The following is a 21,808-nucleotide window of genomic DNA, read 5'->3' as shown; positions in this document are numbered from 1 at the left end:
TTTCTTGCCTGAAAATCCCGGATTTTTCCTGACTATATTGGCCTTTTTTCTCGTATTGGGGCCGCTCATTTTCATTCATGAAATGGGGCATTATCTTGTCGGCCGCTGGTTTGGCGTAAAGGCTGACACATTTTCCATCGGTTTTGGCAAGGAAATTGCCGGCTGGACCGACCGGCGTGGTACGCGCTGGAAAGTCGGCATGCTGCCGCTGGGGGGCTATGTGCAGTTTGCAGGAGACATGGACCCGTCTTCCAGCAAGTCGGAAGAATGGATAAACCTGCCGCCCGAAGAGCGTAACCAGACGTTTCAGTCGAAAACGCTCTGGCAGCGTGCATTGATCGTATTTGCGGGCCCCGCCATCAACTTCCTGTTTGCCATCCTTATCCTTGCTGGGTTTGCAATGGTTTATGGCAAAGGTGTAACGCCGCCCGTGGTGACAACCGTGATGGAAAATTCCGCAGCAGCAGGGGCAGGTATAGAAGTCGGCGACAAGATTGTTTCGGTTGACGGCGAGCAGGTCGAATATTTTCCTGATATTCCGCCTATGATTTCCCCGCATCCTGGCGAAGAGATTGCGTTGGGTATCGAGCGGGATGGTGATGTGCTTGAGCTACCGCTCACGATTGGCACGAATATCCAGAAAGACAGGTTCGGCAATGAATACCGCGTTGGCATGCTCGGTATTGGCGCGGACAAGCTGATCTATGAAGATGTTCCGTTTTATGAAGCGCCGCTGATCGGTATTGAGCGCACGGGGCAGATCGTTGATCTTATGGTTACAACCATTGGTCAGGTTATCACTGGGCGCCGCTCTGTGCGGGAAATGGGCGGGCCGCTTAAAATAGCTCAGGTGTCGGGCGAGCAACTCGCGGCGGGTGCTTCCGCCTTCATATTTTTCATCGCGCTGATTTCAATTAACTTAGGGTTCATCAACCTCCTGCCAATCCCTATGCTCGATGGAGGACATCTGATGTTTTATGCAGTTGAGGCAATCAGCAGAAAACCGGTCAATCCGCGGGTTATGGAATGGGCATTTCGTTCGGGCCTAGCGTTGGTTATGGCCTTAATGCTGTTGGTAACTGTAAATGACCTGGTTTCATTTGGGCTTTTCCGCTGATAAGCATGGTATTTGGCATATGATGTCTTGATTGATTGACGGGGATGTTGCAGGGGAGGTCGCTGTAAAGCGGCCGATATAGTAAGGCCGGTTATCCGGTGTGCATAAACCGATTTGAATTTTAAGGTGAATATCTGTGAAATCTGAAAAGACCGGCTTGAAAACCTTACGTTTTGCGACCTTTTTACTGGGGTCTTCCTGTTTGACAATGATGCCCTCCGCTGTGTTGGCACAGGATGGAGTGGCCACAGAAACGCAGGCTAACCCAGCGCCCGTGGTTCCGCAGCAGGATGTTATCCGTTCAATAACCGTGAACGGAGCGCAGCGGCTTGAGCCGGACACAATCCGTTCGTATATCCGCCTGCGCATCGGGGATGTCTACACACAGCAATCTGCCGACCAAGCACTGAAAGACCTGTTTGATACGGAACTGTTTTCTGATGTCAGTATCCGTAATAATGGCGGCGCGGTTGTTATTGAAGTGGCGGAAAACCCGGTTGTCAACCGTATCATCCTTGAGGGCAATAAACGCATCAAGAGTGACAAGATATTGCCGGAAATCCGGCTCTCCCCCCGGCAGATTTTCACACGCACCAAAGTGCGCGCTGATGTAGCCCGTATTATCGAGCTGTACAAACGCCAGGGCCGTTTCGCCGCGTCTGTTGAGCCCAAAATGGTGCAGCAGGCACAAAACCGTGTTGATATCGTGTTCGAGATTTCGGAAGGGCCTAAGTCCAAGGTCCGTCAGATCAACATTATCGGCAATGAAGTGTTTTCAGATGGAAAGCTTCGCGGCGAAATGGTTACGAAGCAGTCGCGCTTCTACCGTTTTTTCAGTTCAGGTGATTCCTATGATCCAGACAAGCTGGCCTTTGACCAGCAGAAGCTGCGTCAGTTCTACCTGACTGAAGGCTATGCCGATTTCCGTGTCGTTTCAGCGGTAGCTGAACTGACGCCCGACAAACGTGATTTTATCATCACTTATGTGGTGGAAGAAGGCGAGCGCTATAAATTTGGCGATGTCACTGTTGATAGCGAAATTCGTGACTTCGACTCAGATTCCCTGTCGGCGCAGTTGCCCATGAAAGCGGGTGATTTTTACAATGCCAAACAGGTTGAGGATACGGTCGAGCAGTTGAGCGAAACGGCTGGCTTGTTTGGCTACGCTTTTGCCGACGTCCAACCGCGTTTTGATCGCGATAAGGAAAATCTGGCGATGAACATCAATTTCCAGATCGCAGAGGCGCCGCGCGTTTATGTCGAGCGGATTGATGTTAACGGCAATACATTGACCCAGGATAAGGTGATCCGGCGCGAATTCCGCCTTAATGAAGGCGATGCCTTTAACAGTTTTCTGTTGCGTCGTTCACAAAACCGGATCAATTCACTTGGTTATTTTCAGGAAAATTTTGAGGTTGAGCAAAAACAGGGCAGTGCTCCGGATCGCATCGTCCTGGAAGCGAATGTGGAAGAAAAGCCAACTGGTGAGCTTCAGCTTTCAGCTGGTTTTTCAAGTATCGAAAACTTCATTTTGCAGGGCTCGGTCCGTCAGAATAACTTCCGCGGTAAAGGCCAGACAATTGGCGCAAGTGTAAATTACTCACGCTTTTCCAGAAGTGCGCAGCTTAGCTTTACTGAACCCTACCTTTTTGATCGGAATATTTCCATTGGCGGTGATATTTTTCGGCGTGACCTGAATTCAGGCAGCTTTAACCGTGATAGACGCTCGACTTATGAGCAGGTATCTACCGGCCTGTCTTTGCGTGTTGGCGTGCCGCTTACCGAATATCTGTCGGTGCTTGGTCGCTACAGCCTTACCTTTGACGACGTCACGCTTGATGAAGGGCAGTTCTTCAATGACTTTGACGGTGACGGCATAGAGCAGTGCGAACCGCTTCTGGCCGGCCGCTTTCTTTGTGACGCCATAGGAAAACGCACAACCTCGCTGCTGGGCTATTCGCTTATCTATGACGACCGCAATAGCCGCCTCAGGCCCTCACGGGGGCAGGCAGTGACACTGTCTCAGGACTTTGCCGGACTGGGGGGGTCGGTTAAATATCTGCGGACACGGCTGAATGCATCGAAGCATTGGAGCGTATTGGGCGGCTTTATTTTCAGCCTCAGCGCTGAGGGTGGCCATATCATTCCATTTGAAGATCGTGGAGCCTCGGCAGATGGTATAGATGATGTACGCCTGACAGACCGTTTCTTCCTAGGAGAGCCACAAATTCGCGGCTTTGATATTCGCGGTGTAGGCCCACGCGTTGTTCGCACACCCTATGATGCAGATGGCAATCTGGTCACGGACGAAAATCTGATCACTGATGATGCTATCGGTGGCAGGAGTTATTATCTGGGACGCGCAGAGCTTGAAATTCCGTTGGGCAGCGGTGCCCGCGAACTGGGTCTGCGTCCGTCTGTATTTGTTGATGTCGGCGCAGTATTCAATATCACTACGCCATCTATTATCTCAAACCCGCCGCCTGGATTTTTTGTTCCAACACGTGATAATGACAATAACCCCATTTTCTTCGAAACGGATGCAAATGGCGATCTGGTCCTGAGTGATCCGGACAATGGCAACAGCTTTGTCCAGACGATAGAGATGACCAGTAATGGAACAGATAACCAAGCAATTGGCAGCAACATCCCTGCCTTTGAAGAAGAATTTTTTGGGAATTCTGCCAGTCCGCGTGTTTCCGTCGGTATAGGCGTCAACTGGAATTCCCCATTTGGTCCGTTCCGGATCGACATCGCCAAGGCCCTGCTTAAGGAGCCCGGTGATGATACCAAACTTTTCACATTTAACGTAGGAACACAATTCTAATGAATATGATTAAAACATTCGCATGTGCATCTGCCCTGGCTCTGGCCGGTGGCAGCGTAGCTCTGGTACCCGCTGCTTCGGCCCAGTCACGTCAGGCAATGGCAACTGCGCAGGTTCAAAGCGCATTGGTACAGTCAAATGCCTATCGTGCAGCCGAACAGCAGATTAACACCGCATATGCGGCAGATATCCAGCAGACCCAGACCCGCGCTACAGCTCTGGATGCGGAGATGAAGCCATTTGTGGATGCTTATAATGCGGCAGCAAGCCAGCCTGGCGCAACGCAGGAAAGCATCCGCCCCCAGGCACAGGCGCTCCAGCAAAAACGTGCCGCGGGCCAGCAGGAACTGAGCCGACTGCAGTCACGGGTTTCACTGGCGCGGACCTATGTCATTGAACAGATTGATATGAGGTTGGCTGATGCCGTTCGTGCAGCCATGAAAGCGCAAAAGGTTGATATGCTGATATCGCCTGAAGCCATTATTGCACGTGAACCCTATGTTGACATAACGCCTGCAATCGTAGCGCAGCTCAATACGTTGGTGCCTTCGGTTAATGCCATTCCGCCGGCTGGGTATCAGCCTGGGAGCATTCGTGCCGCAGCACAGCAGCAGCAACAACAGCAACAACAGCCTGCGCCATCAGGCCGGTAATTACCGATGACAGACAGCTCTCCAGCCGATCAGCCCTATGATGTAACCAAGGTGATGGCAGCTTTGCCGCACCGCTATCCGTTGCTTCTGGTTGATCGGGTGGAGCGGCTGACCAAGGACGAATCGATTCATGCCGTGAAAGCGGTGACGATGAATGAACAGTTCTTTCAGGGCCATTTCCCGGGACGCCCGATTATGCCGGGTGTGCTCATTGTTGAAGCCTTGGCTCAGGCGGCAGGCGTGCTTGCGGTCGAATCGCTGGATCTCGCTGGTAGTGATAAACTGGTCTATTTTATGGCCATCGAAAATGCGAAATTCCGCGCACCCGTAGAGCCGGGCGTCCTGCTTGATCTGCATGTGAAGTTCGAGCAGAAACGCGCACGTGTCTGCAAATTTAGCGGGGAAGCCAAAATTGGCGATAAGACCGCATGTGAAGTAAGCTTCACCGCAATGATTGCCGACGCGCCGAATTAACGCCTAATTGCTTGCATTTCGTTTTCAGCGCGGGTATCAGCCGCGCTTTACAGATTCCTTGGCTGGTCGGAAACCAGCCGCACCGGAGATAAAGACATGAAAACCGATATTCACCCCGATTACCACATGATCACTGTCAAAATGACAGACGGCACAGAGTTCCAGACGCGCTCCACCTGGGGCAGCGAAGGTGAAACACTGGCGCTCGACATTGACCCGACATCGCACCCTGCATGGACCGGCGGCAATCAGCGCCTGATGCAGGAAGGCGGTCAGGTGGCCCGCTTTAACAAGCGTTTCGGCGGTCTTTCGCTCAAAAAATAGCTGCGTGCGTCTCGCGTAGACGCTGCCATATTAATCCAGCCGGAAGTCCGGTAGATATTGCCGCCAGAAATCCATTTTCTGGCGGTAAATCTGTTGTGCCTGTAACGGTCTTTTGCGTACCAGCTTCAGGGTGTCGCCCGGCCGTATCTGACCAATTAAATGCCGGTCGGCGCGGATTATCTGTGCAATGCATGGATAGCCGCCGCTGGTCTGCCCATCCACGCCAAGCAGGAACGGCTGTCCACTAGGTGGGCATTGGATAGTGCCGGGGAATACCGCGCCGCTGGGCAGGTTTTTCTTATCTGCAAGTGAGAGAACGGGGCCATCCAAGGCAATTCCCATGCGGTTCATGCGCGGCGAAGCCCGCCATTGCTGACTGGACAGCCAGGCGGCACTGTCGGCATCAAGATAGCCATGCTCGGCTCCCTCGACATAGCGGAGCAGGAAGCCTCCGGTAAAAACAGGGCGCAACCCTGGTGGTGTAACGTTGTCCGGGACACTGAACTGTCCGGTCCGGAGAGATAGCACATCACCATTTTCGAGTGCGCGGCCATCAAGTCCGCCAAACCCTCCGCTAAAGCAGGTGGAGCCGTTTTCGAAAGGGCGCGGAACATCTATATCATGCGAGAGGGCAAGGTAGGAACGCACACCAGTGTCTGGTGCAGAAATGATGATGGTGTCTCCGCCGTGAACAGCGTGGCTGGCATGCGGCGAGACAGACCTGTCATTGATATAAAGCCGCTGCGCCGCGCCGGTTAGCGCGATATGCATGCTCATATCAGTGCGAAAGGCGCAGGCCGTTGCCGTAATTTCAATGGCAAGCGCGCCTGAAGGTTTGCCAAGCAGGCGATTGGCCAGTGCAAGTGACAGTGGATCGGCCGCGCCGCATGCGGGGATAGCGCTGCCGCGCATGGTACGGTACGGCGCCCCCTGAATGCTGGCCTGCAGACCCGCTGTGATGACCGTGAAGCTCATGGTGCATCCAGTGCGTTAAATTCTGCGCGCGATATGGCACGGAAGCTGACTTTCTGACCGGGTGAAAGCAGTGCGGGCGGAGTTTTGCCAGTATCGAAGAGGCTGGCGGCAATACGCCCGATAACGGGCCAGCCACCGGGACCTTCCACAGGGTAAAGACCACATTGCTGTCCAAGTAACCCTACAGACCCTGCGGCAATACAGGCGCGGGGGGCGTCAAGGCGCGGAATATCGACAATTTCCGCTGCGCTTTGCAGATAGGCAAAACCAGGTAGAAAGCCGAGCATGGCGACATGGTAATCCTGTGCCATGTGCCAGTCTGGCAGGTCGGCAATTTCTATACCCAGATGTGTTGCAACGAGCGCCTGATCTGGTCCGAACTGGAGGTCATAACATATGGACAGGGTGATTGGTTTTGCGAGCTGCGGCGTGACTGTGTCGGCGCGATCATATAATTGCACAGCCAACATCCGTGCCGCCTCTAAATCCAGTACCAGCGGGTCATATTTAAGCGCCAGGCTGTCTATTCCCGGGACTATTTCCTGCCATTCTACTTGAGTGTCAGCGGCCGCTGTGAGTCGCCATATGGCGGCTGGTTCCAGATCGCGAAGCAATATCCAGTCATCGGCCAGATAGATGTCATGGCCGTTCATGGCGTGGTGACTTTCACACCTTCACGGGCAAGCGCGGTGTTTATTGCATCTGCAGTTTGCACTGCACCGGGGCTGTCGGAATGAATACACAGGCTTTGCGGGGCAATCTCTATCGGCTCACCATTATCCGCCAAAGCAATATTGTCCCGCACAAGCGACAGTGCCTGCGCTATGCGCGTTTTTTCATCCCGCAGGACTGCATCATCACATGACCTTGGCACCAGCTCCCTGTCCCTGGTGTAGCGGCGGTCGATAAAGGCCTCGCGCACAAAAACCGCCCCTGTACCATGGACCGCATGTTCAAATAGGCTGTGCGCAAGTCCAACAATCTTAAGATCGGGAAAGGCGCCATGGAGGGCAGATGCCACTGTATCTGCCAGTGCATGGTCGGCGGCCAGATCATTATACAGCGCGCCATGCGGCTTGATATGGGTAAGCGGAACAGCCATTTCGGCGGCAATGTCCGTGAGCGCCTGTATCTGGCTTATCAAGCTCTGACAGAGCGCCTCAGGTGCGATATTCATGGCGGTGCGCCCGAAACCTGCACGATCAGGATAAGAAGGGTGCGCACCCGCAGCAATGCCTGCTTTTGTAGCTTCCATCAGCATGGTGCGCATCAGTTCTGCTGATCCGGCATGGCCGCCACAGGCGATATTGCAACTGCTGATATGTTGCATCAACGCAGTATCACGGGCGATGGCCTCTGCGCTCTCATCCTCACCCAGATCGGCATTGAGGTCGATCTGCATCGTGCTCACCAATATCCTAGCGCTCGCGCGACCAAACGGAAACCGAGCAGCAACGATACGCCAATGACTATCAGGCACGCAATATTGAGCGCCGTGCCATTGCGCTTTTCGCCAAGAAGCTCAGCATTATTGGCGAGCCGGAAAAGCAGGATGGCCACCAGCGGTAGCAGCAAACCATTTGCGGCCTGTGCAATCACGATAAGCTCGACCAGTTTCATGCCTGACAGTGCCGAAAATGCGCCAATGGCAACAATGGCAATCGCAGTCCAGCGGAAGATATGTGTGTTTTCCACGAGGTCCGGCCGGAACTGGACCGCGATTTCACGGACGACAAACCCGGTCGCCATCGGGGCGGTGATGGCGGACGTAATGCCTGCTGCGAACAGGCCCATACCGATAAGTTGCCGCGCCCATGGTCCAAGCAACGGTTCGAGCTGAAGCGCCATGTCCGCACCACCCTTGATAACCAGACCTTGCCGAAACAGCGCCGCAGCCGCCGTCGCCACAATTGCCAGTGAAATGAGCCCGCCCAGCGATATGGATGTAACCGTATCGCGCCGCATTTCGTGCAGGTCGTCGCCCGATTTCCAGCGGTCCTTTGCCATTGCAGCATGCAGGAACAGGTTATAGGGCACGATGGTTGTGCCGATCAGCGCAATGGCGGTTAACTCTGCACCACCCGGGATGGAAGGCACAAACCCTGCAAACAAAGCGCTCCAGTCAGGGCGAAGCGCGAAGAAACTCGCCAGAAAGCCCAGGCTCATCAGCAGCACCAAAGCGATAAGCAGCTTTTCAAGTAGCTTGAGCCCGCCCAGCGCAATCAGGGCAATGATAATCGCCGCCATGGCGGCAATGGCGATATTCTTGTGCGCTGCTAGTGCGGGAAACATGGTTTCCAGCCCCAGATAACCGCCGCCAATATTACCGGCTTCATAAGCCGCATTGCCGATGGCCAGCGCGGCTAGTACCAGCACCGCCATGGCGATGCGCGTGATGCCGTGCGGCAATGTACCCAATATCGCCTGCGCGAGGCCCTGCTGCGTTAATATGGCGATGCGCGCCGCCAGGTATTGCAGGATGATGGTGGCAATGATCGCGAATAATAGCGCCCATAGCAGCGTATAGCCGTAATTTGCGCCTGCAAGTGTCGCAGTTGTGACAGTGCCCGGGCCGATAAAGGCCGCTGCGACGATAAGGCCGGGGCCGGTTTTGCTCATGCTCGACATGATGTGAGATTGGCGGTTTGTATGCGCGGTGGCAAGTGGGCTTTTTTTAAATTCAGCCCCAGGGTTTTTCACGGAACCATTTGGTGATGATATACTTGACGCCTTTGCGCACCTTCATGCCATGGTGGATGGTTGACGGATTGACACTACCGTCGGGTCTGCGGTTGTTCCAGCACAGCAGGCGGCCTGTTTCGGGGTGGAAGCTTTTCCCGAGTGTCCTGAAGCGCGTTGCGCCACCTGCTTCAGTGTCATTCAGGTAAATCATGAATGTCCAGGTGCGCTGCCCCGAAACGCTGCAATATTTGTCATAATCCATGCCATTCGGTTCAAAATAGTCGGTATGCGCTTTAAATTCCTGTCCCACATTATAACGCTGTCCTTGCAGCGTTTCGCCAAATTGCGGGTCAATACCCGAAAAGCGGCATATCCTGTCATCCAGTGCGGCGACAATCGGGTCATCCATATCAAGATCGCAGGTTTCACTGGTGCGGAAATAATTGTCACCATTCGGGTCGGCGATGGTGGAGGGGCGGCGATTGCTGTCAATCTGATTGATCAGCTGCGCACACATATCTTGGTTCAGGAAACTGCGAAGTGCAAAGACTTGCGCCTTGGGCGTTGGTACGCGCTGGATACGCGGTGTTGCCAGCATATGTTCGATGTCAGCCTCATTGGACATGCCGCTTCTCCATCTGCACGGGTTGTGATGGGCTTTTCTTCGTGAAAACGCCGGGTAATTGCAAGCCCTGATATTGGCAAGGGATATTGACCGAGGCGGGGCCAGGGCACATAAGGCGCGTAACAGGAACATGCCTTGATATGGCATGGCATGGAATGCGAGTGGACATGGCACTCTTGAACGCAATCAAGCGAAATAGCACGCAGCAGCTAGCTAAGCAGGGCTTTACGCTGGTCGAAATGCTGATTGTCCTGTTCATTATCGGCCTGGTCGCCGGGATTGCCATATTCACCATCCCCGATCCGCGCGGACGGCTGGTGAATGAAGCGGAAAAATTTGCCGGACGTGTTATTGCTGCACGCGACAATGCCGTACTGCAATCGCGGCCAATGGCGCTGGCACTGGATACGTCGGGATACCGGTTTGAACAGCGCCGCGCAGGCGCGTGGCAGCCGCATGCGGAAGGACCTTTTGCCTTTACGCCATGGCGCGAGGGCACAGTGGCGCAGCAAATGGGCGGCACGGATAAGCGGTTGATATTTGATCCGGTCGGCCTTGCCAGCGGGGATATGCAGGTCGTGCTCAGCCGTGAGGGAGATAGTGTCCGCGTGGAAATTTCTCGCAATGGAGATATCCGTGTCGGGCAATAGCAATATTCGCGGCAACGGCTTTACCCTGCTGGAAGTGCTGGTGGCGCTCGCGATATTCAGTCTGGCTGCACTCACCTTATTGCGCATGACCAGCGCCAGCCTGTCGCAAACGGCCGATCTTGACCAGCGGTTTGAACGTCAGATTGTGGCGCAAAACCTGGCCGCTGAAATCCTGACCGACCCGCGTGCGCCTTCGCTGGGGGAGGCGAACGGGACAGTCACGAATTTCGGGCGTGAATTCAACTGGACGCGGCGGGCGGAGCTGATTGGGGATAATGACACGCTGGTGCGCGTCGATATTGCGGTTTCCGAAGGTCGCGGTTCGGCGGTGACGCTTGATGTGGTGCGGCCGCGCTGATGGTACGGCAATCATCCCAGTCGGGCTTCACCCTTGTCGAAATGATGGTGGCGCTGTTCGTGTTTGGCCTGATCGCATCGGGTGCGGTCATGCTGCTGCGGTTCAGTGTGGATGCCGAAAATTCCTCGCGTGAACGGTTGGAGGAAATTGCCGATATGCGCCGTTTCACTGCCGTATTGAATGCTGATCTGGCGCAGGCAGTACCACGTACATCGCGCACCATCCGTGATGTCAGGCGGGGCGCATTTGAAATACGCGATGCGCAGGAACCGACCCTGTTGATGCGGCTGACGCGGGGCGGTTGGACCAATTTTGAAGAAACGCCGCGCCCGTCGCTGCAACTGGTGGAATATCATCTGGCAGGGGACAGGCTGGAGCGGCGCACCCATGCGATGCTGGATGGCAGCAGCGCGGGTGAAGGTAGCTTGCTTATGCCCGGTGTGACCAGGGTGAAGCTCCGTTTCCGCGATTCGCGCGGTGTCTGGAGCGATAATTGGGAGCCGGAGCTTCCCGAATCACTGCCCGTAGCGGTGGAAATGCTGGTCGAATCGGTGCGCAATGGCCGGGCCGCGGCACCTATCCGGCTGGTGGTGCTGGTCGGGGCAAATTACCAGTGAGTGGCCCGAAGAACATACACTTTGTACGCGGCGAACGCGGTGCGGCCTTGCTGACAGTTCTGCTGTTGGTTGCTGTGATTTCCATCATCGCCGCAATCATGCTCGACCGGGTGAGTATTGCCACCCGTCTTGCCGCCAACGGACAGTCATTGTCACAGGCACGGTTGTATTCGGTGGCTGCGGAAAACCTGGCTATTACCCAAATCAAAAGGCTGGTCGATGCGGACCCGGCACGGACCACCAATCAGAGCGGCTGGGTTGGACGCGAATTCACGTTGCCGTTTGAAAATGGCCTAGCGCGCGGGCGTGTGACCGATGGTGGTAACTGTTTCAATCTTAATTCGGTCGTCAGCGGTGCGAAGGGCAATTACCGCGTTAATGGTGTCGGGGTACAGCAGTTCAAATCGCTGATGTACGCACTCAAAATCCCGGCCAACGAAGCGGATATTGTGGCCGCAAGCCTGACCGATTGGATTGATAGCGACCAAAACCTGGAACGTGGCGGAGCTGAAGATGGTTATTACCTACAGCTTGATACGCCTTATCTTACAGCTGACCGGCTGATCGCCGATCCCACTGAATTGCGTACGATCAAAGGCGTTACGCCGGATATATATGCAGCATTGCGGCGCTGGGTATGCGCATTGCCTATGGCTGAGCTTTCGCCCATTAATATTAATACATTGGGTGGGGATCAGGCAGTTTTGCTCACCATGATGGCGCCGAGCTATCTGCCGCCCGAACGGGCGCAACGTGCGCTGGCCGCGCGTCCTGCGGGTGGGTTTGCAGAAGCAAGGCAATTCTGGCAGGCTGCGGTTTCCAACCTGGAAAACCTGCCGCGTCCGGTGCAGCGCCAGGTACAGGTGCGCACCCGCTGGTTCATGCTCGACATGACAATTGAACTGGGTGAAGCCGAGCTTATTGAGCGTGCGCTTATCGACGCCAGCCTGACTCCGGCACGGTTGGTGCACCGGCAGTGGGGAGAGGATCTGTGAGTCTGCGGAGTTAAGCAGATATTCTCTTGGAAGTCTGTCGAGGATGGGCAGGCGGACTTTATAATATTACAAAATACAAGTCTATTGGCGATTTTTCTTTCTTCAGGATAACCATTGTGCAAGATGATTACTGAGGCCAATCACCGCTTGACGGTTTGGTGCTTGCAACCCTAAAGAGCCCGCTCATGGGTGTGCACTTAGTGTGGCGATCGTAGCTCAGTTGGTTAGAGCGCCGGTTTGTGGTACCGGAGGTCGGGGGTTCGAGACCCCTCGATCGCCCCATTTTAAGGACATATAGCCCATTTCCTCTGCCAGAAGGAGTGCGCGGCGTGACGTCAATGTGGGACCTGCCCGATTTCGATGAACATGAAGCCGTACATTTTGTGCACGACCGTACATCGGGGCTGTCCGCGATTATTGCCATGCATTCGGCGCATCTCGGCCCTGCGGCGGGTGGCACGCGCTTCTGGCATTATGCCGACCGGCAGACAGCGGTGACCGATGCGCTGCGGCTGTCCCGTGGTATGAGTTATAAAAACGCCATGGCGGGCCTGCCTATGGGCGGCGGCAAGGCTGTAATCCTGGCCGATGCAAAATACCGCAAGACTCCTGATATGCTGGCCGCGTTTGGGGATGCGATTGAAAGCCTGGGTGGCCGTTATGTCACCGCAGAAGATGTCGGCATGAGTGATGCGGACATGGTCGCCATATCGAAACGCACCAAATACGTGTCTGGGCTGCCGGTGGAAAAAGAAGGTTCTGCGGGCGGTGATCCGGGGCCATTTACCGCTATGGGCATTTATCTGGGCCTGAAAGCCGCAGTGCAGCACAAGCTTAAAACTGACAAGTTGGATGGTGTCCGCGTGGCGGTGCAGGGCGTGGGCAGTGTAGGCGGCGGTCTGGCGCGGCTGCTGGCCAAGGACGGTGCAGTACTGACGCTTGCGGACGTCAATCATGACCGCGCTGTGCAGCTTGCCGAAGAACTTGGCGGCAAGGCAGTAACTGCTGAGCAGATTATGGGTGTAGAAGCCGATGTCTTCAGCCCGAACGCACTGGGCGCGATTCTGGATGATGAAGGTATTGCCCGGCTGGACACAGGGATTGTCGCGGGTGGCGCCAATAACCAGCTCGCAAAGCCCGGTCATGCCGAAATGCTGTATGACCGCGGCATATTATACGCGCCGGATTATGTCATCAACGCCGGCGGTATTATAAGCGTTGCGCTCGAATATCTGTCGGAACAGGACGGCAGTTTCTGCGACGTCAATGAAGTGCGTAAACGGCTCAGGCAGATTCCTGAACGCCTGATGGAGATCTGGCAGAAAAGCGACAATGAAGGTGTTTCTTCCGCGATTGTTGCCGACCGTATGGCGCAGGAGCTGATTGGGCGCGGCTGAAGCCCACAAAGACTTGCGAAAATCCTTGCCGTGTGACCTACGTCATGGCAACAGGAGCGCATGATTGTGAAGGTCGCCCATAACGGTTCCAGACCCTACAAGATGGTATGATATTCGATGCATGGCTTTGCCAATCCGACGCGTTTCCTTTCCATAGCTCGCCCGCTTACGCCGATACTGTTGTGGCTGGGTGTCGCATTGGTGGCGATATCATTCTACATGGGGCTGTTCACGACGCCTGCTGACCGGCTCATGGGGGAAACGGTGCGCATCCTTTATGTGCATGTGCCTGCCGCATGGCTGGGCATGGCGGGCTGGACCAGCATTGCCATAGCTTCTATCGTTGAACTCGTCTGGCGACACCCGCTAGCGGCCATTGCGGCACGTGCATCGGCACTGCCCGGCGCATTTTTTACCACATTGTGCCTGATCACCGGTGCCATCTGGGCCAAGCCGACATGGGGCGCCTGGTGGGTGTGGGATGGGCGCCTTACATCCATGCTGGTGCTGTTTTTTCTCTATCTCGCCTATATGGCGCTGGCGCGTGAAAGCCAGGCAGAGGCTGCGGCCGGGCGCAGCGGCATGTCACGCATTGCGGCCATTTTCGGTATAGTAGGTGCGGTCAATATCCCGATCATCAACCGCTCGGTAGTGTGGTGGAACAGCCAACATCAACCGCCCAGCATTACCATGGGACAATCGTCGATTGATCCGGTATTCCTGTGGCCAATGGCGATCGCTGTTCTGGGTTTCAGCCTGATTTTTGGTGCGCTCGTGCTGATGCGCATGCGCACGATGCTGGCTGAAATCCGTATTGAGGGGCGGCTGCGCCGCAAAGCTATGGGAGCATCCGTATCATGAACCAGTGGGATTATGTCATGGTGGTATATGCCATAGCCATTTTGGGCACGTTGGCGTTGATAGGTTTTTGCCATATCAGCCTTAAAGGGACCGAAAAACGTCTCGAAGACATTAAACGCAAATAGGAAGAAGCAAGTGGCGGTAAAAGCAAAACATCAGCGTCTCACGCTTATATTACTTGCTCTTGCGGCGCTGATTGGTGCGGCCTTGCTTGCGGCCTATGCACTGCGGGATCAGGCATCCTATTTTTATGCGCCATCGGATATTGAGGCCAAAGGTGTCGAGGCGGGCCGTGCAATCCGGCTGGGCGGCATGGTGCGACGCGGATCGATTGAACAGGCCGCGGATGGTGTCACGGTCAATTTCATTGTCGAGGATGGCAAGGCCAGCGTGCCGGTAACCTATCGCGGCATTACCCCGGACCTGTTTATCGAAGGATCGGGCGTAGTGGCGGAAGGCCGGATGGATGCAGGCGGCACATTTGTCGCCGATAACCTGCTCGCCAAACATGATGAAAATTACATGCCGCGCGAACTGGAAGATATGAAGCTGGACGAGATCAAGCAACAAGCCGAAGCGACGGTTACCAAATGATTGCAGAAGCAGGTCTTGCCTGTCTGTGGTTGGCGGCGGCATTGTCGTTGCTGCAGCTGCTTGCCGGCGGGTTTTCGCTGGCGGGCAAAGGAGAGCAGCTTGCCTCCATCATCCGGCCCGTAGCGATAGTGCAAGGCATATTGGTCGCGATTGCGTTCGTGATGCTGATCTGGCTGTTCCTGCGTACTGATCTGTCGGTCAAGCTGGTGGCGATGAACAGCCACAGCGCAAAACCCTTCCTGTATAAATTTGCTGGTACATGGGGTAATCATGAAGGCTCCATGCTGCTTTGGGTTACGATTATGGGTCTTTCCGGTAGTTGTATCGCACTGCTCGAAAAAAGGCTGCGCAGCGATACGATGATCGCCACACTTGCGGCGCAGGCCTTTGTCAGTATCGGTTTTTATGCTTTCCTGCTTTTTTCTTCGAACCCGTTCGAGCGACTGCCATCTCCGGCACCCGAAGGGCAAGGACTTAACCCGCTGTTGCAAGACCCCGGGCTCGCTTTTCATCCACCGACGCTCTACATCGGCTATGTCGGTCTGTCGGTGGCGTTTTCCTTTGCCGTGGGCGCGCTTATCACCCGCAATGTCGGGCCGGTTTTCGCACGGGCGATGCGGCCATGGGTGCTGGGCGCGTGGATATTCCTGACATTGGGCATCACGGCGGGCAGTTACTGGGCCTATTACGAACTCGGCTGGGGTGGCTGGTGGTTCTGGGATCCGGTCGAAAACGCTTCACTCATGCCGTGGCTGGCGGCGACTGCGTTGCTGCATTCGGTCAGTGTGCTGGCGACGCGCGGTGCGCTCAGAACCTGGACAATCATGCTGGCGGTTGTCGCTTTTTCCATGTCGATGGTTGGCACGTTCCTGGTACGCTCTGGCATTTTGACCAGTGTGCATGCCTTTGCCGTGGACCCGGAGCGCGGCAGTTTCATCTTGGCGTTGCTGGCCATTTATATTGGCGGCGCGCTGGCTTTATTCGCTATCCGCGCCGTAACGATACGCGAAGGCACGCGGTTCAGTTTCTTCAGCCGTGAAGGTGCACTGGTGCTCAACAATGTGCTGCTCACCGCGATACTGGGCATCGTGTTGATCGGGACGCTCTATCCGCTGCTGACAGAGGCGATGGGAACGAAAGTGTCGGTGGGCCCGCCCTATTTCAATCCGGTGGGCGCAGCGTTTGCGCTGCCCATGCTGGTCGTGATGGCGGCGGGACCGTTGCTGCGGTGGCGCGGTGATAGCGGCCGCAAGCTGCTAAACATGATGGCGCTGCCGGCGCTGGTCGCGGCGGTGACACTGCTCCTTGTGGTTCTGTTTGGCGGGCAAATCGGCATATTGCCGTTACTGGGACTGATACTCGCTACCGGCCTTGCCATAGCCAGCATCATCCCGCTCTGGCGGCGCAACCTGCTGCGTACGCCGCTTAATATCTGGGGCATGGTGATCGCGCATATGGGTATCGCCGTCGCATTGTTCGGAATGGCGTCGGAATCGGCGTTTAACCAGGAAGTACTGGTGGCATCACAGCCTGGTGAAAGCCATGAGGTCGGGCCCTACACGCTCACTTTCAACACGATTGAACCGGTGGCAGGTCCCAACTGGACTGCACTTGAAGCCAATATCACAGCCAAAGTAACTGCTTCGGGCAAGTTGGACACGCTGAACCCGCAATCGCGCAATTTCTCCTCACCGCCCACACAGACTAGCGAAGCGGCACTGCTTACCCGCTGGAATGGACAGCTTTACGTTGTGCTGGGTGAGGAAAATGTTGATGGCCGCTGGCAGCTGCGTCTTTGGTGGAAGCCGTTTGTGACCTTTATCTGGTATGGCGGTCTGCTTATTGGTCTGGGCGGGCTGCTGGCGCTGATCGGCCGCACTGTGCGTGATATCAAGCGGCGCAGGCATGATATGCAGGATGCACAGAATGCACAGGCAGAGGAGGCAGCGGCATGACAAACTGGAAGCTATGGCTGCCATTCGGCTTGTTTGCGCTGTTTTTCATTGTGGTGGCGGGTGGCCTCATTTCTCCGTCCGATCGCACTATTACGTCAAAAATGATCGGCAAGCCGTTGCCTGAGTTTAACTTGCCGCAGGCGGTCCAGGATCGTCCGGCACTCTCCACGACCGATTTTACAACCGGAAAACCCAAGTTGCTCAATATTTTTGCAAGCTGGTGCGTGCCGTGCATTGCCGAGGCGCCGCATTTACAGGCACTGACCAATGCAGGCGCGGAAATAAATGGTGTCGCGATCCGTGACAAGCCGGCGGATGTAGCTGCATTCCTGGCCCGCAATGGCAATCCCTATGCGAAAATCGGAGCGGATAACCTGAGCTCCGTGCAGCTGGAAATCGGCTCATCCGGTGTGCCAGAAACATTTGTGGTCGATGGCCAGGGCAGGATTACATATCAGCATATCGGCGATATCCGTGCCAGCGATGTGCCGATGCTGCTGGAAAAACTGGAGGAAGCACGGTGATGCGGCTTTTAGTTATCATAACCATGTTCCTTGGCATGGTGGGTATGGCAGTGGCCCAGCAATCCATGCCGCCTGCGCCTTATGCCTATCAGCAGCTTGATGATCCGGCGCAGGAGGCCGAAGCCAAAGCATTAATGGAAACACTGCGCTGCCTGAAATGCCAGAGCCAGTCGATTGCAGATAGCGATGCCCCTATGGCGGGTGATATGCGCCACCAGGTGCGTACGCGCATCGCGGCGGGTGAAGACCCCGAAGCGATCCGTGCATGGCTGGTGGAACGTTATGGCGACTGGGTAAGCTATGCGCCGACAGTCAGCGCTGTGACCTGGCCGCTTTGGGCAGCGCCGGTCATATTGCTATTGTTGGCTTTGTTTTTGATGCGTGGCCGATTTCGCCGCGCGCATACAGATGACGGGAAGGACAGCTGATGGGCTGGCTTATTATTGCTCTGATCGCGGTTATCACGCTTGCCATTCTGGTATTCTGGGCGCGGATACCGCGTGGGTCATGGGAATTTGTTGCAGCAGCCGTGATATTGGGCATCGCCGGATATGCATGGCAAGGCAATCCTAGTTACGCAGGCGCGCCCAAGGCCGCGGCAGAAGACTTTTCCGAAGCGGATAACGAAGCACAGCGCGCCATGTTACAGCAGCGCAAGGGCATGGATTATGAATTTAGCGGTGCGCGCAGCTGGCTGGTTATGGCCGATGCACAAAGCCAGCAAGGCAAATTTGCAAGCGCAACCGTCATCCTGAAAAATGCCATCGAAAAACAGCCTGAAAACCCTGACTTATGGGTTGCGCTTGGCAATGCGCTTGTCGGGCATAGCGACGGGTTTATTTCCCCGGCAGCGCAATATACCTTTCAAAAGGCTGCGAACATTGCGCCGGATAGCCCTGCGCCCCCCTATTTTCTGGGCCTTGCACTTGCGCAATCCGGGCGGTTAGAGGAAGCCCGCTCGCTGTGGCAATCGTTGCTGGACCGTGCACCCGAAGATGCGCCCATCCGTGCGCAGCTCGAAAGCCTGATCGCGCGGGTTGATGCCAGCCTGGGTGCGAATGCACAACTCACCGTGCCGCAACAGCCCGGCGATGATACGCAGCAAACCACGCCTGCCAACTAGCCGATTGTTGCGCCGCAATATGACTCGTGATAGGTGCGCGGGTCTTGTCCGTTTTTCCCGAGTCTCTGCAGGCTCGCGCTGATCAGGGCAGGCCTAAAACGAAAGGCAACACGCCCTATGGTTACAGACAGCGAATTGGCAGCCGCGGCTGAAAATGCGGATGACGAAACCGCAGGCGCAGGCGGTCATAGCGATGGCCCGATGCTTAAACTGGCCGTGGGTGCCATCGGTATCGTGTTTGGCGATATTGGTACCAGTCCGCTTTATGCTTTTCGCGAGACATTTGTGGGCGCACATCATCTCGCACTCGACAAATTACACATTTACGGTGTTGTCAGCCTGATTTTCTGGTCGATGACACTGGTCGTCTCTATTCAGTATGTTTCCATCCTGATGCGTGCGGATAACAAGGGGCAGGGGGGTAGCCTTGCCTTGGTTGCGCTGATTTCACGCAGTGTGAGCCGCACCAAATATGGCGGACTTATGGTGTTGCTAGGCGTTTTTGCAACGGCTTTGTTCTACGGCGATAGTATGATTACGCCTGCTATTTCAGTGCTTTCCGCCGTGGAAGGCCTGACCGTGGTGGAAAGCGGATTGCAGCCGCTGGTCCTGCCTATCGCAGTGGGTTTGCTGGTGTTCCTATTTTTTCTGCAATCGCGCGGAACCGCTAAAATCGGGGCGTTGTTCGCCCCGGTGATGATCGTCTATTTCAGCGCAATTGCGACCTTGGGCGCAATTCAGATATTCAATCATCCCGAAATCCTTTTGGCACTCAACCCCTGGTACGCTGTGCAATTCTTTATCAGCGACGGCATGCTCGCGTTTCTGGCACTGGGTTCGGTGGTGCTGGCCGTGACTGGGTCAGAGGCGCTGTATTCCGACATGGGTCATTTTGGCCGTGGGCCGATGCGGCTGAGCTGGTTTTATTTTGTCATGCCTGCACTGCTGATCAATTATTTCGGGCAGGGCGCGATGATCGCATCGCTCGACCCTGCCACGGCGCAGGAAGTCATCCAAAACCCTTTCTTCCTGCTGGCTTCAGAGGCTTTTCGCCTGCCGCTGGTGCTGCTCGCCACTGTGGCGACATTCATCGCCAGTCAGGCTGTTATTTCAGGTGCTTTTTCTATCACGCACCAGGCGATACAGCTTGGCTTTATCCCGCGCCTTTCCATCAAGCATACCAGCGCGTCGGAAGCAGGGCAGATATATATTCCGGTAATCAACTGGATGCTGATGGCGGCGGTGCTTATACTTGTGCTGACCTTCCAGTCGTCCAGCAAGCTGGCATCTGCTTACGGGATTGCCGTGACAGGGGCGATGCTGATCGACACCTGTCTGCTGGCAGTGCTCGTGATTACGCTGTGGAAATGGAAGCTCTGGTATGCGCTACCACTTATCGCACTCTTCTTTATCGTTGATGGCGCTTATTTCGTGGCGAACATGACCAAGGTTCCTGATGGTGGCTGGTTCCCGCTATTGATCGGTGCGATTGCCTTTACGCTGCTCACCACGTGGGCGCGGGGGCGTAAACTAATGAAAGAGCGGATGGACGAGACTGGCCTGCCGATGGAAATATTCGTCAAATCCGCCAATAACAGTGCCTCGCGGGTGCCGGGCACTGCTATTTTCCTGTCGTCCAGCACGGCGGGCGTCCCTTCTGCGCTGCTCCATAACATGAAGCATAACCGAGTGATCCATGAACGCGTCGTTATTCTCACTGTTCAGATTGAGGAAGTGCCTTATGTAGCTGCTGAAGACTGTCAGAAGATTGAGGATCTGGGCCATGGTTTCTATCGGCTGGTGCTGCGATACGGTTTTATGCAGGATCCCAATATTCCGGAGAAACTCAAAGCTGTCGAACATTGCGGCGGTGAATTTGATATGATGCAGACCAGCTTCTTCCTGTCGCGTCAGACGCTGCTTGCATCAAAAACACCGGGCATGCCGCTTTGGCGGGAAAAGATATTCGCCTGGATGCTTCGCAATTCGGCAACCGCCATGGAATTTTTCCGCCTGCCGACCAATCGTGTCGTGGAACTGGGCAGCCAGGTGGAGATTTAATATCCCGACCGCTGCGCCAGCGACTCCCGCGCAGCCACATATTCACGCTCAAGCCGTGCCACCAGGTCTTCGACACTGTCTACGGCATCGACCGCGCCAATGCCCTGGCCGCTGCCCCAGATGTCTTTCCATGCCTTTTTATCGGTATTGCCACCGGATCCGAAATCCATGGTCTTATAATCGCCTTCGGGCAGGTTGTCGGGATCAAGCCCGGCAGCTTCAATCGAACCGCGCAGATAATTGCCGCTGACACCGGTAAACAGGTCGGAATAGATGATGTCAGACGCCTTACCATCAACAATGCCCTGTTTATATTCCGTATCGGCATTGGCTTCCTTTGTGGCGATAAATGCGGAGCCGATATAGCCAAAATCCGCGCCCATCGCCTGTGCAGCGAGCACCGAAGCGCCATGTGCGATAGAACCGGACAGCGCGACAGGGCCGTCAAACCATTGCCGGATTTCCTGCATCAGCGCGAAAGGTGAGGTTACGCCCGCATGGCCGCCCGCACCCGCCGCAACAGGAATCAGGCCATCTGCGCCCTTCTCAATCGCCTTGCGCGCAAACCGGTCGTTAATCACGTCATGCATGGTGATGCCTCCCCAGCTATGCACGGCCTTGTTCAGGTCCGCAATCGCGCCGAGAGAAGTGATAACCATCGGCACCTGCCATTTGGCGCAAGTCGCCATGTCCGCCTCGAGCCGGTCGTTCGATTTATGCACGATCTGATTCACTGCATAGGGCGCAGCAGGGCGGTCAGGGTTTTCGCGGTTATGTTTGGCGAGTTCCTCGGTAATCTGGTGCAGCCATTCATCAAGCAGGCTTTGCGGCCGTGCGTTGAGCGCGGGAAAAGAGCCGATAATACCGGCTTTGCACTGGGCAATAACAAGCTCGGGACCAGAAACTATGAAAAGCGGCGACCCGATGACGGGCAGGCGCAGATTATCGCAGAGCGGAGAGGGTAAAGTCATGGGGTGTACCCTAACGTTTACGTAA

General features: G+C 55.4%; 24 protein-coding genes and 1 tRNA gene. 19 read left to right on the top strand and 6 right to left on the bottom strand.

Annotated elements, in window-relative coordinates; all coding sequences use genetic code 11:
* Window positions 1–4: 4 nt before the first annotated feature.
* The 5 genes from rseP (at window position 5) to rpmE (ending at window position 5,395) form a co-directional block, all read left to right on the top strand.
* Window positions 5–1,117 carry an RIP metalloprotease RseP gene (rseP, locus tag G6Q15_RS06515; protein ID WP_205518111.1) on the top strand — a complete coding sequence of 371 codons (1,113 nt, stop codon included), beginning with the start codon at window positions 5–7 and terminating at the stop codon, window positions 1,115–1,117.
* Between the two features lie 208 nt (window positions 1,118–1,325).
* Entirely contained in the window at window positions 1,326–3,944 is a 2,619-nt protein-coding gene (gene bamA, locus G6Q15_RS06510; protein WP_164116884.1) for an outer membrane protein assembly factor BamA, read from the top strand.
* Window positions 3,945–3,949: 5 nt separating this feature from the next.
* On the top strand, window positions 3,950–4,597 hold the full coding sequence (locus G6Q15_RS06505; RefSeq protein WP_205518110.1) for an OmpH family outer membrane protein: 648 nt from the start codon (window positions 3,950–3,952) through the stop codon (window positions 4,595–4,597).
* A 6-nt stretch (window positions 4,598–4,603) separates the two neighbouring features.
* Window positions 4,604–5,071, top strand: coding sequence for a 3-hydroxyacyl-ACP dehydratase FabZ (gene fabZ / locus G6Q15_RS06500; protein ID WP_164116880.1), 468 nt, complete (start codon window positions 4,604–4,606; stop codon window positions 5,069–5,071).
* 96 nt (window positions 5,072–5,167) lie between these two features.
* Window positions 5,168–5,395, top strand: a complete 228-nt coding sequence (gene rpmE / locus G6Q15_RS06495; protein WP_164116877.1) for a 50S ribosomal protein L31 — start codon at window positions 5,168–5,170, stop codon at window positions 5,393–5,395.
* Window positions 5,396–5,425: 30 nt separating this feature from the next.
* Here rpmE and G6Q15_RS06490 read toward each other — a convergent pair whose 3' ends face one another.
* Genes G6Q15_RS06490 through G6Q15_RS06470 form a run of 5 tightly spaced genes read right to left on the bottom strand, consistent with a single transcriptional unit; the run spans window position 5,426 to window position 9,677 of the window.
* A complete protein-coding gene (locus G6Q15_RS06490; RefSeq protein WP_164116875.1) occupies window positions 5,426–6,370 on the bottom strand; it encodes a biotin-dependent carboxyltransferase family protein in 945 nt (314 codons plus the stop codon).
* Window positions 6,367–7,023, bottom strand: coding sequence for a carboxyltransferase domain-containing protein (locus G6Q15_RS06485; protein ID WP_164116873.1), 657 nt, complete (start codon window positions 7,021–7,023; stop codon window positions 6,367–6,369). The genes G6Q15_RS06490 and G6Q15_RS06485 overlap by 4 nt, the downstream gene beginning before the upstream one ends.
* Window positions 7,020–7,772, bottom strand: a complete 753-nt coding sequence (locus G6Q15_RS06480) for a 5-oxoprolinase subunit PxpA (protein WP_240330792.1) — start codon at window positions 7,770–7,772, stop codon at window positions 7,020–7,022. Before G6Q15_RS06480 ends, G6Q15_RS06485 begins: the two co-directional genes overlap by 4 nt.
* Before the next feature lie 5 nt (window positions 7,773–7,777).
* A complete protein-coding gene (locus tag G6Q15_RS06475) occupies window positions 7,778–8,998 on the bottom strand; it encodes an Nramp family divalent metal transporter (protein WP_240330788.1) in 1,221 nt (406 codons plus the stop codon).
* Between the two features lie 52 nt (window positions 8,999–9,050).
* A complete protein-coding gene (locus G6Q15_RS06470) occupies window positions 9,051–9,677 on the bottom strand; it encodes a 2OG-Fe(II) oxygenase (protein WP_164116869.1) in 627 nt (208 codons plus the stop codon).
* Window positions 9,678–9,844: 167 nt separating this feature from the next.
* On the opposite strand from G6Q15_RS06470, the gene G6Q15_RS06465 reads away from it, so the two are divergent.
* From G6Q15_RS06465 to G6Q15_RS06405, 14 genes are all read left to right on the top strand, one after another.
* A complete protein-coding gene (locus G6Q15_RS06465; RefSeq protein WP_164117001.1) occupies window positions 9,845–10,327 on the top strand; it encodes a GspH/FimT family pseudopilin in 483 nt (160 codons plus the stop codon).
* Complete coding sequence (gspI, locus tag G6Q15_RS06460) at window positions 10,314–10,685, top strand: type II secretion system minor pseudopilin GspI (protein WP_240330787.1); 372 nt, start codon at window positions 10,314–10,316, stop codon at window positions 10,683–10,685. The genes G6Q15_RS06465 and gspI overlap by 14 nt, the downstream gene beginning before the upstream one ends.
* A complete protein-coding gene (gspJ, locus tag G6Q15_RS06455; RefSeq protein ID WP_164116865.1) occupies window positions 10,685–11,302 on the top strand; it encodes a type II secretion system minor pseudopilin GspJ in 618 nt (205 codons plus the stop codon). The genes gspI and gspJ overlap by 1 nt, the downstream gene beginning before the upstream one ends.
* Window positions 11,299–12,297, top strand: a complete 999-nt coding sequence (gene gspK / locus G6Q15_RS06450) for a type II secretion system minor pseudopilin GspK (protein WP_164116863.1) — start codon at window positions 11,299–11,301, stop codon at window positions 12,295–12,297. The genes gspJ and gspK overlap by 4 nt, the downstream gene beginning before the upstream one ends.
* Before the next feature lie 205 nt (window positions 12,298–12,502).
* A tRNA-His gene (locus G6Q15_RS06445) sits at window positions 12,503–12,579 on the top strand.
* Window positions 12,580–12,626: 47 nt separating this feature from the next.
* Window positions 12,627–13,694, top strand: coding sequence for a Glu/Leu/Phe/Val dehydrogenase (locus tag G6Q15_RS06440; protein WP_164116861.1), 1,068 nt, complete (start codon window positions 12,627–12,629; stop codon window positions 13,692–13,694).
* A gap of 117 nt (window positions 13,695–13,811) precedes the next feature.
* Complete coding sequence (gene ccmC / locus G6Q15_RS06435) at window positions 13,812–14,555, top strand: heme ABC transporter permease CcmC (RefSeq protein ID WP_164116859.1); 744 nt, start codon at window positions 13,812–13,814, stop codon at window positions 14,553–14,555.
* Window positions 14,552–14,680, top strand: coding sequence for a hypothetical protein (locus G6Q15_RS12285; protein ID WP_275897591.1), 129 nt, complete (start codon window positions 14,552–14,554; stop codon window positions 14,678–14,680). Before ccmC ends, G6Q15_RS12285 begins: the two co-directional genes overlap by 4 nt.
* 10 nt (window positions 14,681–14,690) lie before the next feature.
* Window positions 14,691–15,149 carry a cytochrome c maturation protein CcmE gene (ccmE, locus tag G6Q15_RS06430; RefSeq protein ID WP_164116857.1) on the top strand — a complete coding sequence of 153 codons (459 nt, stop codon included), beginning with the start codon at window positions 14,691–14,693 and terminating at the stop codon, window positions 15,147–15,149.
* Window positions 15,146–17,104, top strand: a complete 1,959-nt coding sequence (locus tag G6Q15_RS06425; protein ID WP_164116855.1) for a heme lyase CcmF/NrfE family subunit — start codon at window positions 15,146–15,148, stop codon at window positions 17,102–17,104. The genes ccmE and G6Q15_RS06425 overlap by 4 nt, the downstream gene beginning before the upstream one ends.
* Window positions 17,101–17,628: a redoxin family protein gene (locus tag G6Q15_RS06420; protein WP_164116853.1), complete on the top strand. Its 528-nt coding sequence runs from the start codon at window positions 17,101–17,103 to the stop codon at window positions 17,626–17,628. Before G6Q15_RS06425 ends, G6Q15_RS06420 begins: the two co-directional genes overlap by 4 nt.
* Window positions 17,628–18,056 carry a cytochrome c-type biogenesis protein gene (locus tag G6Q15_RS06415; RefSeq protein ID WP_164116851.1) on the top strand — a complete coding sequence of 143 codons (429 nt, stop codon included), beginning with the start codon at window positions 17,628–17,630 and terminating at the stop codon, window positions 18,054–18,056. Before G6Q15_RS06420 ends, G6Q15_RS06415 begins: the two co-directional genes overlap by 1 nt.
* A complete protein-coding gene (locus G6Q15_RS06410; protein ID WP_164116849.1) occupies window positions 18,056–18,751 on the top strand; it encodes a tetratricopeptide repeat protein in 696 nt (231 codons plus the stop codon). The genes G6Q15_RS06415 and G6Q15_RS06410 overlap by 1 nt, the downstream gene beginning before the upstream one ends.
* Before the next feature lie 117 nt (window positions 18,752–18,868).
* Window positions 18,869–20,812 carry a potassium transporter Kup gene (locus G6Q15_RS06405; RefSeq protein ID WP_164116847.1) on the top strand — a complete coding sequence of 648 codons (1,944 nt, stop codon included), beginning with the start codon at window positions 18,869–18,871 and terminating at the stop codon, window positions 20,810–20,812.
* On the opposite strand, the gene G6Q15_RS06400 is transcribed toward G6Q15_RS06405, so the two are convergent.
* Window positions 20,809–21,783: a nitronate monooxygenase family protein gene (locus G6Q15_RS06400; RefSeq protein WP_164116845.1), complete on the bottom strand. Its 975-nt coding sequence runs from the start codon at window positions 21,781–21,783 to the stop codon at window positions 20,809–20,811. The two genes, G6Q15_RS06405 and G6Q15_RS06400, sit on opposite strands and share 4 nt — an antisense overlap.
* Between the last annotated feature and the right edge of the window lie 25 nt (window positions 21,784–21,808).

Source organism: Sphingorhabdus sp. Alg239-R122, from assembly GCF_900537065.1.
Classification (GTDB): Bacteria; Pseudomonadota; Alphaproteobacteria; order Sphingomonadales; family Sphingomonadaceae; genus Alg239-R122.
Note: the sequence above shows the minus strand (reverse complement) of the source record. Positions and strands in the feature narration are given on the sequence as shown.